The organism is Peptacetobacter sp. AB845 (assembly GCF_047528295.1).
Classification (GTDB): domain Bacteria; phylum Bacillota; class Clostridia; order Peptostreptococcales; family Peptostreptococcaceae; genus Peptacetobacter.
The window spans coordinates 2,406,432-2,428,785 of record NZ_CP180001.1 but is presented as its reverse complement, the minus strand read 5'-3'; the positions used below and the strand labels follow the sequence as shown (position 1 = coordinate 2,428,785).

At 31.8% G+C, this 22,354-nt stretch carries 21 protein-coding genes; 20 read left to right on the top strand and 1 reads right to left on the bottom strand.

From position 1 onward, the window contains the following. Nucleotides 1–2: 2 nt before the first annotated feature. From coaE to rodA, 20 genes are all read left to right on the top strand, one after another. A complete protein-coding gene (gene coaE, locus ACK2WO_RS11450) occupies nucleotides 3–608 on the top strand; it encodes a dephospho-CoA kinase (RefSeq protein ID WP_414697933.1) in 606 nt (201 codons plus the stop codon). Continuing rightward, nucleotides 595–1,152 carry a lytic transglycosylase domain-containing protein gene (locus ACK2WO_RS11445; protein ID WP_414697932.1) on the top strand — a complete coding sequence of 186 codons (558 nt, stop codon included), beginning with the start codon at nucleotides 595–597 and terminating at the stop codon, nucleotides 1,150–1,152. The genes coaE and ACK2WO_RS11445 overlap by 14 nt, the downstream gene beginning before the upstream one ends. Further along, on the top strand, nucleotides 1,153–3,270 hold the full coding sequence (locus ACK2WO_RS11440; RefSeq protein WP_414697931.1) for an ABC transporter substrate-binding protein: 2,118 nt from the start codon (nucleotides 1,153–1,155) through the stop codon (nucleotides 3,268–3,270). A 164-nt stretch (nucleotides 3,271–3,434) separates the two neighbouring features. After that, nucleotides 3,435–4,928: an SH3 domain-containing protein gene (locus ACK2WO_RS11435; RefSeq protein WP_414697930.1), complete on the top strand. Its 1,494-nt coding sequence runs from the start codon at nucleotides 3,435–3,437 to the stop codon at nucleotides 4,926–4,928. Between the two features lie 537 nt (nucleotides 4,929–5,465). Further along, the gene (gene rsxC, locus ACK2WO_RS11430) at nucleotides 5,466–6,809 is read left to right on the top strand and encodes an electron transport complex subunit RsxC (protein ID WP_414697929.1); all 1,344 of its coding nucleotides are present in this window, start codon (nucleotides 5,466–5,468) and stop codon (nucleotides 6,807–6,809) included. Nucleotides 6,810–6,830: 21 nt separating this feature from the next. Continuing rightward, complete coding sequence (locus ACK2WO_RS11425) at nucleotides 6,831–7,811, top strand: RnfABCDGE type electron transport complex subunit D (protein WP_178412585.1); 981 nt, start codon at nucleotides 6,831–6,833, stop codon at nucleotides 7,809–7,811. After that, on the top strand, nucleotides 7,811–8,380 hold the full coding sequence (locus ACK2WO_RS11420) for an RnfABCDGE type electron transport complex subunit G (RefSeq protein ID WP_178412586.1): 570 nt from the start codon (nucleotides 7,811–7,813) through the stop codon (nucleotides 8,378–8,380). The genes ACK2WO_RS11425 and ACK2WO_RS11420 overlap by 1 nt, the downstream gene beginning before the upstream one ends. A 12-nt stretch (nucleotides 8,381–8,392) precedes the next feature. After that, nucleotides 8,393–8,986, top strand: coding sequence for an electron transport complex subunit RsxE (gene rsxE, locus ACK2WO_RS11415; RefSeq protein ID WP_006440816.1), 594 nt, complete (start codon nucleotides 8,393–8,395; stop codon nucleotides 8,984–8,986). 15 nt (nucleotides 8,987–9,001) lie between these two features. Continuing rightward, nucleotides 9,002–9,577 carry an electron transport complex subunit RsxA gene (gene rsxA / locus ACK2WO_RS11410; RefSeq protein ID WP_006440817.1) on the top strand — a complete coding sequence of 192 codons (576 nt, stop codon included), beginning with the start codon at nucleotides 9,002–9,004 and terminating at the stop codon, nucleotides 9,575–9,577. 20 nt (nucleotides 9,578–9,597) lie between these two features. After that, nucleotides 9,598–10,569 (top strand): RnfABCDGE type electron transport complex subunit B, encoded by a 972-nt coding sequence (locus ACK2WO_RS11405; RefSeq protein WP_414697928.1) that lies wholly within the window; start codon nucleotides 9,598–9,600, stop codon nucleotides 10,567–10,569. A gap of 359 nt (nucleotides 10,570–10,928) precedes the next feature. Beyond that, nucleotides 10,929–11,528 carry a Maf family nucleotide pyrophosphatase gene (locus ACK2WO_RS11400; protein ID WP_178412307.1) on the top strand — a complete coding sequence of 200 codons (600 nt, stop codon included), beginning with the start codon at nucleotides 10,929–10,931 and terminating at the stop codon, nucleotides 11,526–11,528. A 28-nt stretch (nucleotides 11,529–11,556) separates the two neighbouring features. After that, entirely contained in the window at nucleotides 11,557–12,249 is a 693-nt protein-coding gene (radC, locus tag ACK2WO_RS11395; protein WP_414697927.1) for a RadC family protein, read from the top strand. Nucleotides 12,250–12,302: 53 nt separating this feature from the next. Next, on the top strand, nucleotides 12,303–13,358 hold the full coding sequence (locus ACK2WO_RS11390; RefSeq protein ID WP_414697926.1) for a rod shape-determining protein: 1,056 nt from the start codon (nucleotides 12,303–12,305) through the stop codon (nucleotides 13,356–13,358). Nucleotides 13,359–13,372: 14 nt separating this feature from the next. Continuing rightward, nucleotides 13,373–14,254 (top strand): rod shape-determining protein MreC, encoded by an 882-nt coding sequence (gene mreC, locus ACK2WO_RS11385; RefSeq protein WP_178412308.1) that lies wholly within the window; start codon nucleotides 13,373–13,375, stop codon nucleotides 14,252–14,254. A gap of 13 nt (nucleotides 14,255–14,267) precedes the next feature. Further along, complete coding sequence (mreD, locus tag ACK2WO_RS11380; protein WP_414697925.1) at nucleotides 14,268–14,756, top strand: rod shape-determining protein MreD; 489 nt, start codon at nucleotides 14,268–14,270, stop codon at nucleotides 14,754–14,756. 11 nt (nucleotides 14,757–14,767) lie between these two features. Beyond that, the gene (locus ACK2WO_RS11375; protein WP_414697924.1) at nucleotides 14,768–17,785 is read left to right on the top strand and encodes a penicillin-binding transpeptidase domain-containing protein; all 3,018 of its coding nucleotides are present in this window, start codon (nucleotides 14,768–14,770) and stop codon (nucleotides 17,783–17,785) included. Nucleotides 17,786–17,826: 41 nt separating this feature from the next. After that, nucleotides 17,827–18,654, top strand: coding sequence for a septum site-determining protein MinC (gene minC / locus ACK2WO_RS11370; RefSeq protein WP_414697923.1), 828 nt, complete (start codon nucleotides 17,827–17,829; stop codon nucleotides 18,652–18,654). 22 nt (nucleotides 18,655–18,676) lie between these two features. Continuing rightward, nucleotides 18,677–19,468: a septum site-determining protein MinD gene (gene minD / locus ACK2WO_RS11365; RefSeq protein WP_414697922.1), complete on the top strand. Its 792-nt coding sequence runs from the start codon at nucleotides 18,677–18,679 to the stop codon at nucleotides 19,466–19,468. 23 nt (nucleotides 19,469–19,491) lie between these two features. Next, entirely contained in the window at nucleotides 19,492–19,773 is a 282-nt protein-coding gene (gene minE / locus ACK2WO_RS11360) for a cell division topological specificity factor MinE (protein WP_178412313.1), read from the top strand. Between the two features lie 53 nt (nucleotides 19,774–19,826). Continuing rightward, a complete protein-coding gene (gene rodA, locus ACK2WO_RS11355) occupies nucleotides 19,827–20,960 on the top strand; it encodes a rod shape-determining protein RodA (protein ID WP_414697921.1) in 1,134 nt (377 codons plus the stop codon). A 56-nt stretch (nucleotides 20,961–21,016) separates the two neighbouring features. Here rodA and ACK2WO_RS11350 read toward each other — a convergent pair whose 3' ends face one another. Further along, entirely contained in the window at nucleotides 21,017–22,216 is a 1,200-nt protein-coding gene (locus ACK2WO_RS11350) for an FprA family A-type flavoprotein (RefSeq protein ID WP_414697920.1), read from the bottom strand. Nucleotides 22,217–22,354 lie beyond the last annotated feature (138 nt).

Genomic DNA, 22,354 nt, shown 5'->3' with positions numbered 1-22,354 from the left:
ATATGTTAAAGGTAGGACTTACAGGAAGTATAGGCTGTGGCAAAAGCAGCCTTTCAAATATATTAAAAAAATATGACATACCTATAATTGATGCAGATATAAAAGGAAGAGAAATATACGAAAATAAAGAATTACTAAGAGATATAGAAAAGAGCTTTGGATCTTCGGTAATTAATAAAGACGGTACTCTAAATAGGAAAAATCTTGGGAAAATAGTTTTTAATGATGATTATAAATTAGAAAAATTGAACAGTTTAACGCATCCAGTCATACAAAATATGATTAAAGATGACTTAAATAAATATGAAAAATTTGGCAAAAAAATAGCTGTAGTAGATGCAGCACTTCTTATAGAAGCTGGATTTATGAATATGCTAGATACTTTAGTAGTTGTAACATGTTCTGAAGAGGTTCAATTACAGCGAGTTGTTCTTAGGGATAATTGTAGTGAAGAGGATGCTATGGGTAGAATAAAATCACAAATGCCTCAGGATGAAAAAGTAAAATATGCTGAATTTGTTGTAGACAATTCAGGAACAATAGAACATTTAGAGAAAGAGGCTGAAAAATTAATTAAGAGCCTAGAGGCAAAAATTGAAGAAAAGTAAATTAAAAATTATTTTAGCTTTGGTTTTATTCTCAATAATTTTTATAGGCTTCAATTTTAAATCTATTGAAACAATGTTTTATCCAAGAAGATATAGTGAATACGTTCAAAAGTATTCAAAAGAGTACAATATAGATGAAAATTTAGTATATAGCGTTATAAAGGCAGAGAGTAAATTTATTCCGGATGCTCAATCACATAAAGGTGCTAAGGGGCTTATGCAAATAAGCGATACAACTGCTGAATGGGCGGAGAAAGAAATAGGAATAGATAGTAAAAAAATATTTGAGCCAGAAACAAATATAAAGACTGGATGTTGGTATTTATCTAGACTTTATAAAGAGTTTGGTAAAAGGGATTTAGTTATAGCAGCTTACAATGGAGGTTCTGGAAATGTAAGAAAGTGGCTAGAAGATGAAGAATATAGCAAGGACGGAGTAAATCTTCATGATATTCCCTTTGAAGAAACTTTAAAATACGTAGATAAGGTTAATAAGAATTATTCTATGTATAAAAAAATATACTGCGGGAAGGAAGCAAATTAGATGAAGAAAACTAAGATTATTAGTATTATATTAGCTGTAGCCCTTGCAGTAGGGGGTTGTTCGGCTGTTAAAAATGACAAAAAAGAAGAGTCTAATACAAGCAATAAAAAAACATATTCAGATAAAATACAACTAGCTATACAGAAACCTAGTACAATAAACCCTCTTACTAATACAGATGAGAGTGTTTTAAATGTATTAAATCTTGTTTATGATGGACTTTTTGAACTAAATAAAAATTACAATGCTATACCAAAATTGGTAAAAAATAGCAAAATATCCTCAGATGGGAAACGGATAGATATAGTTTTAAAAGATGCAAAATGGCATGATGGTAATCCGATTACAGCCGATGATGTCGCATTTACAGTATCGTCTATAAGATCTAATAAAAAAAGTCCGTATAACTACATGGTTCAAAATATATCTAATGTAGTTGTAACAGGAGAAAAAGACCTTACTATAAAATTTAAAAACAAAAATGCTTTTGCAAAAGAAAATCTTACATTCCCAATAATTAGTAAAAATCAACTTTCAGGTAAAAATATAAATGATACAAATTCTAATAAAATTGGAAATGGTATCTATAAAATTAAAAGTTATTCAGAAAGAGATGGGATAATACTAGAGGTAAATAAAGATTACTACGCTGATGTGCCTAAGAGTGCTATGAACATAAATGTGAATATAGTTCCAGATGGAGGAGCTGTAGTATCTACTGTTGAGGCCTTAGAAAGTGATATGGTTAAGGCGGATTCAAATAATCTTAGCCGGTTCCAAAATAACCGGTTTGATATAAAGAAATATGAAGGAAGAGATTATGATGCAATTTTAATAAATCAATCAAATCCTCTTTTAGCAAATGAAAACTTTAGAAGAGCTATAGTTTCTGCAATAGATAGAGAGGCAATAATAGAAAATGGATATATGGGTAATGTACATTCTGTAAATATACCTGTTAACTCAAAGTCTAAATACTATGAACCTTCAATAAAGAATATGGAGCATAGTACAGAAAATGCAGAGAAATATATGAAGAAGATAAAAATAAGTAAAAAAGATAAAATAAAAGAAACAGAGGTAAATGCTACAAATAAACCAAATAATAAGGTAAATTCTAGTTCTGGAGGTAATAACACAGGTGGTTCTAGCTCTCAAGGTGGAACATCTCAAAAGCCTAGCAAACCTCAAAACAACTCTGGTTCAAGTAAACCTTCTACTCCTAGTAAACCTTCAGGTGGAGAGTCTTCAGAAAACTCTTCAGGAGGGAATAGTGGTGGAACTTCAGGTGGTAGTTCAGGAGGAGATGCAAACTCTGGAGGCTCTGAAGGAGGAGAAACTAGAAATATAGAATCTTCTTCAAATACACGTAATATAATATATGCAACAGAAAATGATAAAGAAGAATTTGAAAAAATAGCTTCTGAAACTAATGATTCTGTTGTGGCAACTAATGTTTTTAGAACAGCTAACAATACTACGACTAATAATGCTAAAACAGATGCAAATACAACAAATAAAGAAGATAATTCTAAAAATAATAAAAAAGGAACAACACAGAGTAATAATATAAAAGATAAAAATAATAAGAATAATTCAAAGAAAAAATTAGAGAATACTTATTATACAGAAAAAGAAATAAAATCTATGATTAATTCTATTACATTAAAAATAATAGTTAATAGAGAAAATAGTGAAAGAGTTAAGACTGCAAATATGATAGTAGAAAACTTAAAATTAGCAGGAATTAAATCTGAAGTTGTTTTACTAGACTCTTTAGGAATGCAAAAATCTTTACGGAATAGATCTTATGATTTAGCCGTTACAGGATGGCAAATATCTAGTATTCCTGATATAACAGAAATAATGAGATATATTGTACCTAATGATTCTGGACTTAATAAAAAATTATCTGAAATAAAAAATGCTTCTAATGAAGAGCAGATAAAGAAAATTTATGCAGATATTGAAAAATATTGTATAGATAAAGCATTATTTATAAGTATAGGTGTTAAAGATAACTATATGATTGTAAATAAGAGATTAAAAACAGAAAATTATCTAAATGACTATGATCAATATAGAGGAATAGAGATGTGTACACCTTCAAAAAATTAAAAATAGTTAAGTAGAAGAGAAATAAAATAATTAAGTAAAAAATTATTAATGTTTTGCATATTCTGTCAAAATGATATATTCTATAGTTAAGTATATAAATATTTTACCGTAAAATTAATAAAAGAGATTTATTTTATAAATATATTGAGATGGGAGGTAGTTTAATGAAAAAGACAATAGCAGCCTTAGGAATAAGTGCAGTGGCAATAGCAACAACTTCTGCGGATACGAGTGCATTAGAAACTGCAACAGTTGTGGCTGATGCACTTAATATGAGAAGTGGACCAGGAATAAGCTACAGCAAAAGAGGAGTTCTTAGAAAAGGAACAAAAGTAACAGTTCTTGAAAAATCAAAAGGATGGGTAAAAGTAAAGATTTCTTCAGGAAAAGAAGCATGGGTTAGTGGGGATTATTTAAGCACTTCTGGTGGAAATACATCAGGTTCAAGTTCTTCAGATAATCAGTCAGGATATATAGCTTATGTTTCAGTAAATACAAGCCTAAACGTTAGAAGTTCTGATTCTACATCTAGTTCTGTTATAGGAACATTAAAAAATAATGCGAAGGTTCAGGTTATAAAGAAAAATAGCAATGGTTGGACTAAAATTAAATTAAATGATGGAAGAACAGGTTGGGTTAGTAGCCAATATATAGTAGGTTCACCTACAAGCTCAGGAAATACAAGCACTCAAAATAAACCATCTTCTCAAGAAAATTCTACAGAAGCTAGTGGAAGTGTAAAAGTAAATACATCTAGTGGTCTTAATGTAAGAAAAGGACCAGGAACAAATCATGGAATTATGAGTTCTTTAGCTGGAGGAAGTGTAGTTAAAGTTCAAGAAAAATCTGGCGGATGGTTAAAGGTTGTTTTACCAAATGGAAGTACTGGTTGGATAAGTGGTCAGTATGTAAGTTCTACAAATGAATCCCCATCTAATGGTTCATCACAAAACAACTCATCATCACAGAATAATTCTTCTACATCTGCTTCAGGCAGAGTAAAAGTAACTATATCAAAAGGATTGAATATTAGAAAAGGTCCAGGAACTAGCAATGCGATAGTAGGTTCTTTAGCTGGAGGAAGTGTTGTTGAGGTTAAAGAAAAATCTAGTGGTTGGTACAAAATAAAAACAGCCAATGGATTAGAAGGTTGGATAAGTGGAGATTATGTAACGCCTACAAATGAACCTGTAAATGGAGGTTCAAGTGCCAACAATTCAAACTCTGGAAACTCAAGTTCTTCAAATAGCAATAATGGTTCTTTTGGAAATGGAGAAAACTCAGCTACAGGAGATAAAATAGTAGATTATGCATATACTTTATTAGGTGTTCCTTATAAATGGGGTGGAAATGGCCCTTCAAGCTTTGACTGTTCAGGATATACTCAGTGGGTTTATAAAAATGCAGCTGGAATAAGCATTCCAAGAGTATCTAGAGATCAAGCACAGGCTGGTACACCTGTTGAAAAAGGTAACTACAAAAAAGGAGATTTATTATACTTCAACACTGGTGGAAGCGGTGTAAGCCATGTTGGTATATATATTGGAGGAGATAAGTTTATCCATTGTAGTGGAACACAATCAAAACCAGGTTCAGTAAAAGTTAGCTCATTAAATGGATATTACGGAGATGTTCTTTTAGGAGCAAGAAGATTTTAGTAAAATTAATATTTAAATTTAAAAGGGAGACGATGTCTTCCTTTTTTTGTATTGAAGATGGAGAAAAATGTGAATACGTTTGCAAATTAATTATGAAAATGAAAGATAAAATTCATGAGTCTATAAAAAATGACGATAAAATACGAAAATCATTGAAAAAATTTTGAATTTAAATTATAATATAGAAGTCGAAAAATGTGTTGTTTAAGCTAAATATCTTAATTTACAAAATATATTTTTATTACTTTTGGTTGTTTGGCAATTTTAAAGGTGTTTTATTAACAATATATGTATACAAGATACAATTGTTGAAAAATAGACAAAAAACAATTAAAGATAAAAAAATATATATAAATATTGCACTTTAATACAAGATGTATATATCAAATGAACGAAAAAACTATCTTGTGTGTTAGAATTGTAAAGTTTATGTGTAAAAATGGAGATATTTTTTTAACAATACTTAAGTATTTTTATTATATATAGTATACTAATATATGATAGAAAAATTGTTTATTATAGATAGGGGGTAAAATAATGAAACTCTTAACTTTTAAGGGAGGGATACATCCTCCACATGGAAAAGAGTACTCTAACAAAAAGCCAATTGAAAGAGCTGAAGCTCCAAAAGTGGTTTACATTCCTATTCAGCAGCATATAGGTGCTCCGGCTAAACCTATAGTTGAAGTAGGAGATGAAGTTAAGCTAGGACAGAAAATAGCTGAAGCTGGTGGATTTGTTTCTGCCAACATACATTCTTCTGTATCAGGTAAAGTTATAGCTATAGAAACACATGAAATACCAAATGGTAAAGGTATGTGTATAGTTATAGAAAATGACTTTAAAGAGGAACTTCATGAAAGCGTTAAACCTCATGGTAAGTTAGAAGATCTTTCAAAAGAAGAAATAGTAGAAATAATAAAAGAAGCTGGTATAGTTGGTATGGGTGGTGCAACATTCCCTACACACGTTAAAGTATGTCCTCCTCCAGGATCAACTGCAGAGTTCGTAATACTTAACGGTGCAGAATGTGAACCTTACTTAACAGCTGACCACAGATTAATGCTAGAACAACCAGAAAAAGTTGTTTTAGGATGTAGAGCTTTAATGAAAGTTCTAGATGTTAAAAAAGGATTTATAGGAATTGAAGAAAACAAACCAGATGCTATAGAAGCTGTTCAGAATGTAGCAAAAGACTTCCCAGAAATAGAAGTTGTTACATTAAAAGTTAAATACCCACAGGGTGCTGAAAAACAGTTAATATACGCATGTACTGGTAGAGAAGTTCCATCAGGTGGACTTCCAATAGCTGCAGGAGCTGTTGTTGACAACGTTGGTACAGCGGCTGCTATAGCAGATGCTATAACAACTGGTATGCCTTTAGTAGAAAGAATAACTACTGTAACAGGTCCATGTATAGCAGAACCTAAAAACTTAATAACAAAAATAGGTACTAGAGTAAATGAAATAATAGACCAGTGCGGTGGATACAAAGAAGGTACTAACCTTGGTAAAGTTATCATGGGTGGACCAATGATGGGATTCACACAGTGGCATACAGAAATATCAACTAATAAGGGATCTTCAGGTATACTTCTTTTAACTGAAGAAGAATCAAGAACTCCAGAAATGCAGAACTGTATAAGATGTGGTAGATGTACAGATGTATGTCCATCATTCTTACAGCCATTATTAATAAGTGCATATTCAATGAAAAATGATTTCGATAAAGCTGAAGAACAGAACGCAATGGATTGTATCGAATGTGGTTCATGTTCATTCATATGTCCAGCTAGAAGACCTCTTGTTCAGACAATAAGAACAGCTAAGAGAGAAATCGGTGCTAAGAGAAGAAAACAGCAGGCAGCACAGAAAAAATAATAAAAGTCAGGAGGAAAAACAATGGAAAATAAATTGATAGTATCATCTTCTCCTCATGTAAGAAGTAATGAAGATACATCATATATAATGAAACAAGTTATTATAGCACTTGTTCCAGCAGCACTTGCAGGTCTATTCTACTTCAGACTTAATGCTTTAAGTGCTATGTTCTTCTGTATACTTGGTACAGTAGGATCAGAACATATATTCTGTAAAATAATGAAAAAGAAAAGTACAATAGGTGATTTTTCAGCTGTTGTAACAGGTTTATTATTAGCATTCAACGTTCCAGCTTCACTTCCATGGTGGATGTGTTTATTAGGTGGAATATTTGCTATGGTAGTTGTAAAAATGGTATTTGGTGGATTAGGATGCAACTTTGTCAACCCTGCTTTAGCAGCTAGAGCATTCTTATTAGCATCATTCCCAGTAGCTATGACTGCTTGGACTAAAACTGGTGTAAACTTTGTATCTGCAGCTAATCTTGATGCTGTATCTACAGCAACACCACTTAGCTTCTTAAAAGCTGGCCCATCAGGTTTAGCAGAATTAGCTTCAAATAATATATCATTAACAGATATGTTCCTTGGAAATACTGGTGGATGTATAGGTGAAACTTGTGCATTACTAGTTATATTAGGTGGAGTATATCTTATATACAAAGGAATTATAAGTTATGTAATGCCAGTAGCATATATAGTAACAGTATTTGTTTTAACTTTCCTTTTAGGTGGATTTAACTTACAGTTCGCTATATATCAGTTAATGGCAGGTGGTTTAATGCTTGGAGGATTCTTCATGCTGACAGACTACGCAACATCTCCTATGACTAAAAAAGGACAGGTTATATATGCAGTTCTTGCAGGTGTAATCACTTCAGTTATAAGATTATATGGTGGATATCCAGAAGGTGTATCTTACTCAATATTACTTGTTAACTGTCTTGCTCCTTTAATAGATAAATTCGTTAAAAATAGAGTATTCGGGAAGGAGGCAAAATAATGAATAGTGCAGTAAAAGTTGGTGGAACATTATTAGTTATAAGTGCTGTAGCATCATTCCTACTAGCAGGAACTAACCAGATAACAGCTCCAGTAATAGAAGAAAGAAATATTCAGGCTAACAATGAACTTAGACAGTCTGTACTTCCAGATGCTACTGATTTCAAACAGTTAGATGCCTCTGAATTTGAAGGAAAAGGTAATGGCCTTGTTGTAGAAGCTTACGAAGGTCTTAACGGATCTGAAAATGTTGGATACACTTTCAAAGCAACTCCAAGCGGATACGGTGGAGCTATAGAAGTTATAATAGGTATATCAACAGATGGAACAATAACAGGTGTTGATATAGGTACAATGTCAGAAACAGCTGGTCTAGGTGCTAAATCTAAAGATGAAGCATTCAATGGACAGTATGACGGAAAGAAAACAGATAAACCTCTTGAAGTAGCTAAAGGTAGTGCATCAGGAGACAATCAGATACTTGCAATATCAGGTGCAACAATATCATCAACAGCAGTTACAAATGGTGTAAATGCTGCAATAGATGTATTCAACGCATTAAATAAATAAGGAGGGTTTTAAATGAGTTTCGGTAAAGTCTTTAAAAATGGACTAATAGATGAAAACCCAACATTTGTACAGGTAATAGGTATGTGTCCTACTCTAGCTGTTACTACTTCAGCAATAAATGGTATGGGTATGGGATTATCTACTGCGGTAGTTCTTACATGTTCAAATATAGCAATATCACTTTTAAGAAAGGTAATTCCTGATAAAGTCAGAATACCATCTTTCATAGTTGTTATAGCTACATTCGTTACAATTGTTGGTATGTTATTAAAAGCGTATATACCAGTACTAGATCAGGCACTAGGTTTATATATACCACTTATAGTTGTTAACTGTATAATACTTGCTCGTGCAGAAAGTTTCGCAAGCCAGAATGGTCCAGTTGCATCTGCAGCAGACGGTCTTGGAAATGGTATAGGATTCACATTAGCTCTAACAGTAATAGGAGCAGTTAGAGAATTACTTGGAAACGGAAGCTTATTTGGATTTAGCTTATTTGGAGCACACTTCACTCCAATATTAATATTCATACTTCCTCCAGGAGCATTCTTAACTTTAGGATTCTTATTCGCAGGATTCAATAAATTAAAAAATAAAAAGGCATAATGGGGGTGTAGGTGAATGAATTTAGTACTATTATTTTTAAGTATAGTTCTTGTAAATAACGTTATAACATCTCAGTTCCTTGGTATATGTCCGTTCCTTGGGGTTTCAAAAAAAGTTGACACTGCTGTAGGTATGGGTGTTGCAGTTACATTCGTTTTAACACTTGCATCAGTTATAACTTATTTCATACAGATGTTATTAGTAAAAACTGGAACTGAATATCTTCAGACTATAGCATTCATACTTGTTATAGCATCTATAGTTCAGTTCGTTGAAATGGTAATCAAAAAAATGAGTCCATCTCTATATCAGGCTCTTGGGGTATTCCTACCTCTTATAACTACTAACTGTGCCGTTCTTGGTATAGCAATAGTTAATATAGACAAAGGATACAACCTAATAGAAACTATAATCAATGGTTGTGGTGCAGGTATAGGGTTCACTCTTGCAATAGTAATATTCGCAGGTATAAGAGAAAGATTAGAATTGTCAGATATTCCGGAAGCTTTCAAAGGTTTCCCTATAACATTAATATCAGCAGGTTTAATGTCAATCGCTTTCTTAGGATTCACAGGACTTATTAAGTTATAAAAACGGGGAGGCGAAGAATAGTGGAAATATTAAAAGCGGTAATATTATTAGGTGCATTAGGGTTAATATTCGGATTAATTCTTGACTTTGCATCAAAAAAATTCGCTGTTGAAGTTGACCCAAGAGAAGAAGAAATACTTGGTGTACTTCCAGGAGCAAACTGTGGTGGATGTGGATACCCAGGTTGTGGAGGATGTGCAGCAGCGATAGTAAAAGGTGAAGCAGCTATAAATGCATGTCCAGTTGGTGGAGCAGCAGTTGCAGCCAAAGTTGGAGAAATAATGGGTGTAGAAGCTGAAACAGGTGAAAGAAAAGTAGCTCATGTAATATGTAAAGGTACTTGCGAAAAAGCAAAAGATAAATTTGAATACGATGGTGTTCAGGAATGTAGAGCAGCATCTGTCCTTAACGGTGGTGCTAAAGCATGTGCACAGGGTTGTCTAGGATTAGGAACTTGTGTTTCTGTTTGTGGATTCGATGCTATACATATAGTTGATGGAGTTGCTGTAGTTGACGAAGAAAAATGTGTTAACTGTGGTAAATGTAGAGAAGTTTGTCCAAAAGGATTAATAGTTGAAAAACCAGCTTCTCAGGAAATAATAGTAAACTGTAACAATACTCAGAAAGGTAAAGTAGTTAAAGATAACTGCTCTGCTGGATGTATAGGTTGCGGTATATGTGAAAAGAACTGTAAATTTGATGCAGTTCACGTTGAAAACAACGTAGCTAAAATAGACCCTGAAAAATGTGTAGGATGTATGGTATGTGTTGAAAAATGTCCTACAAAAGTAATAGCAGGAGATTTAGCTAAGAGACAGAAAGTAACAATAGATAAAGATTTATGTGTTGGTTGTACAATATGTGCTAAACAGTGTAAATTTGATGCTATATCTGGTGAACTTAAAGTAGCTCACGAAATAGATCAGGACAAATGTGTAGGATGTCATTTATGTATGCAGAAATGTCCTAAAAAAGCAATCAAATTAGTATAATCAAAATAAAAATTAATATTGTTGTAAATAATAGAGATGTAGAGAATTCTACATCTCTTTTTTTATTCCCAAAATTTCTAAAAAATTTATATTATTTTATGCTCTTTAAAAATTTAATAAAACTTTTTCTTTTTCTTTGCCATTTTCTTCGAATTTTGTATAATTCATTATAAAAAATAAACTATAGAATTAATATATTTAGTATTTGCAATTTAAATTCAAATTAGAGAGATATAATATTCTATATATGAGTAAATAACAATAGTGTAACTAAAAAGGAAGGACATATATATTGAAATTTTCATAATATAATGATAGACTAAATAAGTACGTAAACACTGTAATAAAGAGGTGATGAAGTGAAAATTGTACTGGCATCGGGATCACCGAGAAGAAAAGAAATTTTAGAGAATATGAATTTAAAATTTGATATAATTAAAAGTGAGATAGATGAAACTACAATAGAAGGTGAGAGTCCTGAAGATTTAGTTAAGAGACTTTCTTATGAAAAAGCACATGATGTTGCTACTAGAAACTCTGATAGTATAGTAATTGGTGCTGATACTGTGGTAGTTTTAGATGGTAATGTACTTGGAAAACCAAAAGACAAAGAAGATGCATTTAATATGTTAAGGGAAATGTCTGGAAGGGAACACAGTGTAATAACGGGGATAAGTATGTTATGTTTAGATTTAAAAAACGAAGTAAGTGATTTTTGTGTGAGTAAAGTGAAATTTAAAAATCTATCTGATGAAGATATATATTCTTATATAGAGACTGGAGAGTGTATGGACAAGGCAGGTGCCTATGGAATACAAGGACTAGGCGGTCTTTTTGTAGAATATATAAAAGGTGATTATTTCAATATAGTAGGATTTCCTATATCTTCTGCATCTGAAATATTTAAAAATTATTTCAATATAGATTTACTTAAATTAAATAAAGGTAGATTTAGTTGATTTAAATAAAGAAGTGGTATTTTAGACAGTGAAAAACTATATAAATGAAAAAATAAGATATAGCGTAAAAGACGAATTCCCTAGAGAAAAGATGTTAAAGGATGGTGTTAAAAGCCTGTCTAATGCTGAACTAATAGCGGTACTTTTGAGAACTGGAAGCAAGAATAAATCTGTTATGGAGCTTGCAGATGAATTATTAAAGGTAGATAATGAGGGCATTAGATTTCTTAAGAGCGCTTCAATAGAAGAGCTATGCGAAATAGATGGAATAGGAGTGTCAAAAGCATCTCTTATTAAGGCGGCACTTGAATTAGGTGTAAGAATTGCAGAATCTGAGGTTGTAAGGTATCAAGTTAAAAATCCTTGGGATATATATAAGTATTACATGGAATCGATGAGGTACCTAAAGGAAGAAATATTTAAAACAGTTCTTCTAAATACTAAAAATGAGATTATAACAGATATAGATGTATCTCATGGGACATTAAATTCTTCACTTGTACATCCTAGGGAGGTTTTTAAAAATGCTATTAAAAAAAGTGCAAATAAAATTATTCTTATCCACAATCATCCATCTGGAAATGTAGAACCCTCTACAGAAGATATAAACATAACAAATAGATTGATTGAATGTGGAAAAATAATAGGAATAGAAATCATTGACCATATAATAATTGGCGATGGGATATATTTTAGTTTTAAGGAAAGCAGAAAAATTTAAGCAAAAGTTTAGTTAATTAGGTTATACTTTAATGGATTGGAAGGAGAAGTAAAATGGCAAAGAAAGAGAAAAAAGGATTATTTGGTGGATTCCAAAAAATGACAAAAGATATGGGAATAGATTTAGGTACTGCTAATACACTTGTTTATATAAAAGGACAGGGAATAGTATTAAGAGAACCATCAGTTGTAGCAGTTAGAGATGACAGCAGAGAGGTTCTAGCAGTTGGAGAAGAAGCTAAAAGAATGATAGGTAGAACACCAGGAAATATAGTAGCTATAAGACCTATGAAAGATGGGGTTATAGCTGACTTTGATGTTACTCAGTCTATGATTAGATACTTTATAGAAAAAGCATCTGATAATAAAGGTGTAGTAAGTCCAAGAATAGCTATATGTGTACCTTTTGGAGTAACAGAAGTAGAAAAAAGAGCTATAGAAGATGCAGCTAGACAAGCTGGAGCTAAAGATGCGTTCTTAATAGAAGAACCAATGGCTGCTGCTATAGGTGCAGGACTTAGAGTTGAAGAGCCAGAAGGAAACATGGTTGTAGACATCGGTGGTGGTACTTCTGAAATAGCTGTTATATCATTAGGAGGAATAGTTGCCGCTAAATCTATAAGAATAGGTGGGGACGAATTTGATGATGCTATAATAGCTTACGTTAAAAAAGAATACAACCTTATGATAGGTGAAAGAACTGCAGAAAATATAAAAATAAATATAGGATCAACATTCAAAGATGATAAAGAAAAAGAAATGGAAATAAGAGGTAGAGACCTTATATCTGGTCTACCAAAAACTATAACAATATCATCTACAGAAGTTAGAGAAGCATTAAAAGAACCAGTAAATGCAATAGTAGATGGAATTAAATCAACTCTTGAAAAAACTCCACCAGAATTAGCTTCAGATATAATGGAAAACGGAATAATGCTTACAGGTGGTGGAGCATTACTTAGAGGATTTGACAAACTTATATCTTCAGAAACAGGTATGAAAGTTGAAATAGCTGAAACACCTCTTGATTGTGTTGCTTTAGGAACAGGAAAAACTGTAGAAGATGAAGTAATATTTGAAAAAGTTTTAATGATGAACGCTGGAAAATAAAGTTGGTGATTTAATTGAAATTTGACAAATTTAAAAAGAAAAAAATAAATTCTAAAATGATAGCAACTGTAGTGGTTGCTATCGTTTTAGTTGGGTTTGTAGGAGTGTCTGTAATTAAATATTCAGGTGCATCTCCAGTTTCTGTTGGGGTTGTATCTGATGGTGTAGCAGGAGCAGCATCTCCGATAGACTCTGCTTTAGATTTTATAAAACAGAGTGCATCTGATTTAGTGAACTTTAAGAAAAATAGTAACAAGATGAGAGAATTAGAAAAAGAAAATGAAGAGTTAAAAGCTAAAGTAATAGATTTAAACTCAAAAGCAGCAAAAGTTGAGTCGCTTGAATCGCTTAAAAAAAGTCTTAATTATATAAGTACAGATAGAATGAAAAGTATAGTTTCTGGATCTGTTATAGAAAAAAATGATGGAAATTGGTATAAATCATTTGTACTTAATGTAGGCGAAAAAGATGGTGTAGAAAAAAATAGTATAGTAATAAACGGTAAAGGATTAGTTGGTATAGTTTATGAAGTTTCAGGAAATAGTTGTAAGGCTATTTCGCTTTTAGATAGTAAATCTGCTGTAAGCTTCAAAATAGTAAATAATACTGCTGCCAAAGGTGTTATAAGTACTAGTACATCATCAGGAAAAGAAAAAGCATATGAAAGTAATGGTTACTTAAATGGATATATGTTTGACTCAGGATATGAAGTTGTTCAGGGAGATATTATAGTTACATCAGGAATGGGATTATACCCAGAAGATATTCCTATTGGAGAAATTGAAAAGGTTATAGATGATAAGAATAAATCTTTAAAATCTGTTGTTATAAAACCGTATGTTAATTTTAAAGATGTAAACGATGTAATGATTATAAAACCTAGAAATATAGGATAAGGAGATTGTAGATATGAAAAGATTAATACTTTTTATTACAGGAGTTCTTCTTATAGTTCTTGAAAATAGTGTTATAAATTATATCGATATATTCGGCGTTACTTTTAGCATACTTTTACCAGTATTAGTTATTTCTTCTTTATATATGGACGAGGTAGAAGCTGGTGTAATAGGATTATTTTTAGGTCTTATTGTTGATATATCAGTGGGAGGAATCTTTGGATTTAATGCACTTGTATATGCAATAATTTCTGCTGTTATAGCACATTATAAAAAGAATTTCTATGTAGATAGTACGAGTATGGTAATGGCGTTAATTGCTATATCGACAGCTTTTCAGTCGCTTTTGATGATGATTATGTCATTAATAGCTTACCAAACTGATGGAATATTAATAATGATTCTAAAAGGATTTATAATACTACCTCTTTTAAATGTACTAGTAGGATTTGTAATCTATAAGTTGTTTGGAAGAGTTATTATGAAACTTAGAAAAGAATAGTTGGTGATTTTATGGAAGAAAAGAAAAATATACCAAGGCTAGATATGATAAAAAAAATAATCCTTGTTGTTTTTGCTGTAATACTAGCCAAGATACTATATCTTACTACTGTAAAGTATCAGCATTATACAGAACTTGCACAGAATAAAACATATAAAAATCTTACTATAGAAGCACCAAGAGGTGAAATAAGAGATAGATATGGAAGACTTCTTGCGGGAAATAAAAATCAATTTGCGGTTAAAATATCTGGGGATAGTTTAAATAAGCAAGATAAAGATGAAGATTCAAACACTAGCTCGAATGAAATAGCATTAAAGCTTATAAATCTTCTTGAAAAAAATGGAGAGGAATATATAGATGAATTCCCAATATATGTAGAACATGGGAAATATTTCTATACTTATGATAAAGAAATAAATGATTACAAAAAAGAAAATAGGATTCCTCTTAAATATAATGCTAAGCAAACTTTCTACAAAATAGTAGATGATTTAATTGCAAATAGGACTTTAGACTCAAAAGATAGAGAATTAGATCCAGTTGATTTACAGTCAAAATTAAATGAAAAGGGATATTATCCACCGATACTAGTTAGTAAGTGGTTATTTACAGCTCAAAGGGATAAGTACGACTGGTTAGAGTCATACGATATTGATAAAACAGCTACTGCAAGAGAAGCGTTTTTATCATTAAGAAATAATGAAAAATTAAATATCGATAAAGGACTTAGTGATACAGAGGCTAGAAAAATAATGCTTGTAAAAGATTTAGTTAAGTCTCAAGGATATTCACAGTATAGTCCTGTAACTGTAGCAAAAAATGTAAAAGAAAATACAATAGCACAGATAGAAGAAAATTCTATAAACTTACCTGGTGTAAGTGTAGATTCACAGCCAGTAAGATATTATCCTAATAAAGAATTGGCTTCTCATGTACTTGGATATTTAGGTAAAATACCTTCAGTAAAAGTCGATGAATATCTTGAAAAAGGATATAATAAAGATGATATGGTAGGTTTATCAGGAATAGAGAAGTACTACGAGAATCAGTTAAGAGGAGAAGATGGTTATAAACAGGTACAGGTAGATGCTTTTGGTCGTATAAGTGGTGAAATAGATTCAAAGGAACCAGTATCTGGAGATACTGTTTATTTAAGCTTTGATTTAGAATTACAAAAAGTAGCACAAGAAGCCCTAACTCAAGTAGTTAAAAAGGCTCAATCTGGGGCAACTCTAAAGAGTAAACTTGGAGATGTAAGTGCTTCTGCAGTTCCAAAAGCTAAATCAGGAGCTATAATTGCAATAGATGTAAAAACAGGAGATACATTAGCAATGGCAAGTTATCCAGATTTTGATCCTAACAAATTTGCAAATGGAATTAGTGAAGAAGATTATAAGGCATTACAGCCAGAAAATCAAAATGATACATTGGCACCAAATGCACTTATAAACTTAGCTACACATGGGGCATTCCAGCCAGGTTCTGCATTTAAAATGGTAACTGGTATGGCAGCACTTGAAAGTGGATTAAATCCTAACTACACAATCAATGACCCAGGGGTTATAAAATTTGGAGCTAAGACATTTGGGGACTACGTTTGGAACCACGGTCGTGGAAATCATGGACGGACAAATTTATATAAGGCAATACAGGAATCTTGTAATATATACTTCTTTACATTAGGTACTGGTAAAAACTGGATGCTTAATAAAGATTTAGGTATAGATATGGGAGCTGAAAAAATACTAAAATATGCAAAAATGTTCGGTTTCGATAAAAAAGTTGGTCTAGACGATGAAATTGGCGAAAGTGCAGGTAAGGTTCCTAATACGGAGGATAAATTAAAAGCAGTTCAGAGTATGTTAAGATCAGACATAGATAAAAAAATGGCTAATTCATTCTCAGATATAACTAGAGCAAAAAATAGAGAAGAATATGAAAAAAGAATAGATGAAATAGTTAGCTGGGCAGCAGAAAAAGAAACTCCAGGCAGAGTAGAAGCAATGAAAAGATTAAAAGAGCTAAAGGTAAAAGAAGATCAGATTGAACCAATAGCAGACTTAGTTGTATATAGTTATTTCAACTCAGCACAATGGGGAACAGGGGATACATTCAACCTTAGTATCGGACAGGGGGAAAATGCATATACTCCTGCACAGGTAGCAAGATATGTAGCCGCAATAGCAAACGGCGGATACTTAGTAGATATTTCTGTAGTAGATAAAATAGTGTCTAGTGACTATAGTTCAGTTACTGTAGATGAAAATAAAAAAGAAAAAATAAACTTTAAAAACCCAGAGTCATTAAAAGAATTGACTAAAGGTATGAAGCTTGTTGCAACAAAAGGTACAGGTGCTAAAGTAATGTCTAGCTTCCCAATACCAGTTGCCGCAAAAACAGGATCAGCCGAAATGACAGGTAAAATACCTACAGCTAATGAGTATCAATATCTAAAATCTCATGCATCTTCTTATGGTGTTGATATTAAAAAGGCTGAAAAATTAGCTAATCAATTAAAGGCTAAAAAAGAAAGAGAATTATCTGAAGCTAAGAGAAAAGAATTAAAAGAAAAATTAAAAGATGAATCTCTTACTGATGAAGAAAAAGAAGATATTGAAAAACAGCTTGCTGGAAAAATAGAAGTTAAACTTGAAAATACAGATAAAGTTAATGCACAGTACTTAAGAAAAGCTATGAAAGAGTTAAAAACTGATTTAACTGATGAACAGATAGATAGATTCAAAGATGATTATGGTACATTTACATGGAGTGTTGCATTTGCTCCAGCAGATAACCCAGAAATAGCGGTAGTATGTGTTATACCTCAGGGAGATAGTAGTATTTATTCTATGTTCCCTGTAAGAGAGGTTTTAGGTCAATATTTTGGTCTTTTAGACAACAATGGTCAGCTTACAGAAGAACAGAAGAAAAATATGACTAAAGAACAAGAAAAGCAGTATCAAGAGAAAAAAGCGCAGGAAGAATCTGAAAAACAGGTAAATTACGGTGTAAAACCTAGAAATTAATTTTCCGGATTAAGAATGCATATTTTGGAGGATGGATTGTTTTGAAGAATTCAGAATATGAAAAAATAGAATTTAAGGGAAGTAAAGAAGGGATAATAATAGATTTAAATGATGAAAAAGATTTTGATACTATTGCTAATGCAATAGTATCAAAAATTGAATCATCTAAATCGTTTTTCAATGGAGCTAGAATTTACAAAATAGATTCGGATTTTTTAAGTGAAGAAAATAAAAACAAACTAAAAGAACTTATTTCCTCTAAATTCAATATAGAATTTTTTAAAGAAGAGGATAAAAAGAAGATTTCTCCTAAAAAAAATAGTAATATTGATAAATTAGAGAAAAAAGAGGAAAAAATAGAAGGAAAACACATTAAAAAGGACGAAGATTGTAAACAAGAAGAAGTTGTTGAAATTAAAAACTCAAAAGAAGAAATTGTTGTTTCAGAAGATAAATCGGGAGAATGTACTGATAAGACAAAATATATCTCAAAAATGAGATCAGGAGATTTTATTGAATCAAATGGAAATATAGTTGTGATGACTGATATGAATCCTGGTTCAAAGGTGGTTTCAGGAAAAGATATACTTATTATGGGTGATATGTGTGTTGGATCAAAAGCAGTAGCGAGAGGAAATGTTGTTGTATTTGGAAATCTTTTTGGATTTGTACATGCAGGTTCAGAGGGAGATAAAAACTCATATATAGCTGCTAAAAACCTTAAGCCAACTATACTTCAAATAGCAGATATAATTGCAGAGGCACCAGAAGAGTATGAACAGGAAGAAGAAATTACTGAAAATATAGAATCTGAAATAGCATTTATTTCAGAAAATATGATTATGATTGAAACACAAATAGGTAAATAAAAATTGTTTAGAGGTGAATTAAATGGAAGAAGTAATAGTTATAACTTCAGGTAAAGGTGGAGTTGGAAAAACAACAACAGTTGCAAATGTGGGAACTGCATTAAGCCTTAGAGGAAAAAGAACTGTAGTTTTAGATGCAGATATTGGGCTTAGAAATCTAGATGTTGTAATGGGACTTGAAAATAGAATAGTTTACGACATAGTAGATGTAGTTGAAGGTGCATGTAAATTAAAACAGGCATTAATAAAAGACAAAAGATTCGAAAATCTATATCTAATTCCAGCGGCACAGACTAGAGACAAAGATGCTATTTCTCCAGAACAGATGAAAGAGTTATGTAGTCAGCTTAAAGAAAGTTTTGATTATATATTAATAGACTGCCCAGCGGGAATAGAAAGAGGATTTAAAAATGCAATAGCTGGAGCAGATAGAGCAATAGTAATAACTAATCCAGAAGTATCAGCTGTTAGAGATGCTGATAGAATAATAGGATTACTAGAAGCTAATGAAATATCAGATGTAAAACTAGCTATAAACAGAGTTAGATACGATATGGTGGAACGTGGAGATATGCTAGGAAAAGAAGACATAATTGAAATTCTTCGGATTGAGTTAATAGGTATAATCCCAGATGATGAAGCTGTAATAATCTCTACAAATAGAGGTGAGGCAGCTATAATGAATCCAAAATCAAAAGCTGGTCAAGCTTATAAAAATATTGCAGCTAGAATAATGGGAGAAGACGTACCTCTATTAGATTTAAGAGTAGAAGAAACCTTCTTACAAAAATTAAAAAAAGTTTTTTCTAAGTAATTAGTGTAAGGGGGGAATAATTAGTGTTCGATATATTTAAAAGTTTCTCAAATGATAAAAAATCAAGTAAAAATATAGCTAAGGAAAGGCTAAAACTTGTATTAGTTCACGATAGAGTGGACTGTTCACCAGAGCTTATAGAATTAATACAGCAAGATATAATTGAGGTTATATCTAAATATGCTGAAATAGACAAAGACGGACTTGAAATAAAAATGTCGAAATGTAGAGGTGAGGATACAGATAAACCGGTATCAGCACTTGTAGCAAATATTCCTTTAAAAGCTTTAAAAGGAAGAAAATAAACAATCAGGTCTTAGTTTAAGTCATAAGCTTAAATTAAAAGGACGGTGATTTTTTGGTAAATTACAGATCAAGTTTAAAATTGATTAAACAATTAGACTGGAAATTAATCGCTATAGTTCTTACTATATTTGGTTTTGGACTTGTTATATTGAGTAGTGCTACTCATTTAAACTCAAATGCAAATACAACCAAAGCGATATTCCAGTTAGGAAAACAGTGTGCGGCTTTTGGGCTAGGTGCTATAGTGATATGTTTAATATTACTTGTAGACTACACACTTATAGGTAAGTACTATAAGGAGTTATACCTTATAAGTATAATACTTCTTGCTGTAGTTCTTATACCAGGTATAGGAGCAGAAAGAGGAGGAGCTAGATCTTGGTTAAATTTAGGACCATTAGACCTTCAGACCTCTGAAATAGTAAAATTAACATTTATATTGAGTTATGCTAAAATAGTCGAATCTAAGAGAGATAGACTTAGAACTATAAAAGATATAATGCCGTTAATTATATACGCTATACCATTTTTAGGACTACTATTAGCTCAGCCAGACCTTGGAACTGCATTAGTTTTCATGTGTATAATTGCAGCTATGGTATTTACAGCAGGATTAGATGGAAAAATTATAAGAAGAACGATTATTATAGTTGTGGCGCTTATGCCTATTATGTATATGCTTATGGCAGACCATCAGAAACAAAGAATAGAAGCATTCCTTCATCCAGAAGATATAACGCTTAAGGGTAACTATCAAGTAATGCAGTCGCTTATTGCAATAGGTTCAGGTGGTATAACTGGTAAAGGACTTTATCAAGGAAGTCAGAACCAGGAAGATTTCTTACCAGTACAGGACTCAGATTTTATATTTGCAGTTGTAGGAGAAGAGCTTGGTGTTATAGGAATGGTATTCTTAATAGGTCTGTATATAGCATTTATATTTAGACTAATTTATGCTGCTCAACAAGCGAGGGATTTCTATGGAACCCTAATTGTAATTGGAGTTCTGGGAATGTTTGGTTATCAGATTATACAGAATATAGGTATGACAGTTGCTGTTATACCGGTAACCGGAGTAACCTTGCCGTTTGTAAGTTATGGAGGAAGTTCGATGCTTACATCTATGGCAAACCTTGGACTTGTTATGAATGTATATATGAGAAGAAAGAAAATAAACTTTAGTTAAATAAAAAAAGATGTCTCGATTTTTAGAGACATCTTTTTTTATTGAAAAATATATTCTTATAATATTTTTATATTCTTAGCAAAGTTTGCACCGAATTCGAAGCAATCTTCAAATGTTTCTTCTGATGGGAAGAATTTCTTTTTAAGTGGATCTAAAGGAGTTTTAAATCCTACAGCTTTAGCATTTGCATGAGCTATAGCTAAACCTTCACCACTCCATCCGTAAGAACCGAATACTGCAGCGAATTTACCAGCATTAGCAACTGGGTCAACTATTGAGAAGAAATCCCACATAGGTTTAACCATAGTTTTGTTTATTGTTGGAGATCCAAGCATAACACCTTTAGAAGATATTAACTCATCGTGAACTTTATCAAGAGGAGTTGTTTCTAAGTCGAATAATTCAACTTCCATACCTTCTGATTCAAGTCCTTTAGCTATTTCTTTAGACATAGCTAAAGTATTTCCATAAGCTGACAAGTAGAATATACAAACTCTATCTTTTTTAGTTGCAGCAACTGCATCTTTAGACCATTTAGTGTACATTGCTATTATATGTCCTAGATTTCTGTCTAATATTGGACCATGAGAAGTTAGTATTGTATCGAAGTCTAGGTTAAGTGATTTAACTTTATCTAAAGCAGTTAAAACATGTTTAGCAAATGGTTTTACTATGCAATCGTAGTATAATTTATTAGCTTTATGATAATCAGCATGAACTATATCATCTAAATGAACGCATGCATAATGAGAACCAAAAGCATCACAAGTGAAAAGAACTTTGTCGTATTCATCATAAGTGAACATTGTATCTACCCAATGTAGGAATGGTGCATGTATGAAAGTAAGAGTTCTTTTACCTATGTTAAGAGTTTCTCCGTCAGCTACAACGTGGCATTTGAAGTCTCTGTTTATCTGGCTATCTAGGTAAAGCTTAGCTGCTCTAGTACAATAAACTTCTATATTAGGGTTTAAATCAAGTAAAGCTTTAAGACTTCCTGCGTGGTCTGGTTCAGTGTGATGAACTACTACATAGTCTATATCAGCTATATCAGTAACTTCTCTTAAATTAGATAAAAATTCTTCCTGGAATTCTTTTTTTGCTGTATCAAAAAGAACAGTTTTTTCATCCTTTATAAGGTAAGAGTTGTAAGTTGTACCGAATTCAGTTTCCATTATTATATCGAAAACTTTAAGATCTTTGTCAGTTACCCCTGTATAGTAAAGATCTTTTTTTATTTCAAAAGTATTTGCCATTTTGAAATTTACCTCCTCTATTTTATATTTATTTAACAAAAGCAAAAGCTTTTAAAGAATCAAAATAAATTATTTATATATACATTATAACATATCTTCGAATTCGTCAATTTGAAATTTTATATCAGAAAATTTCAT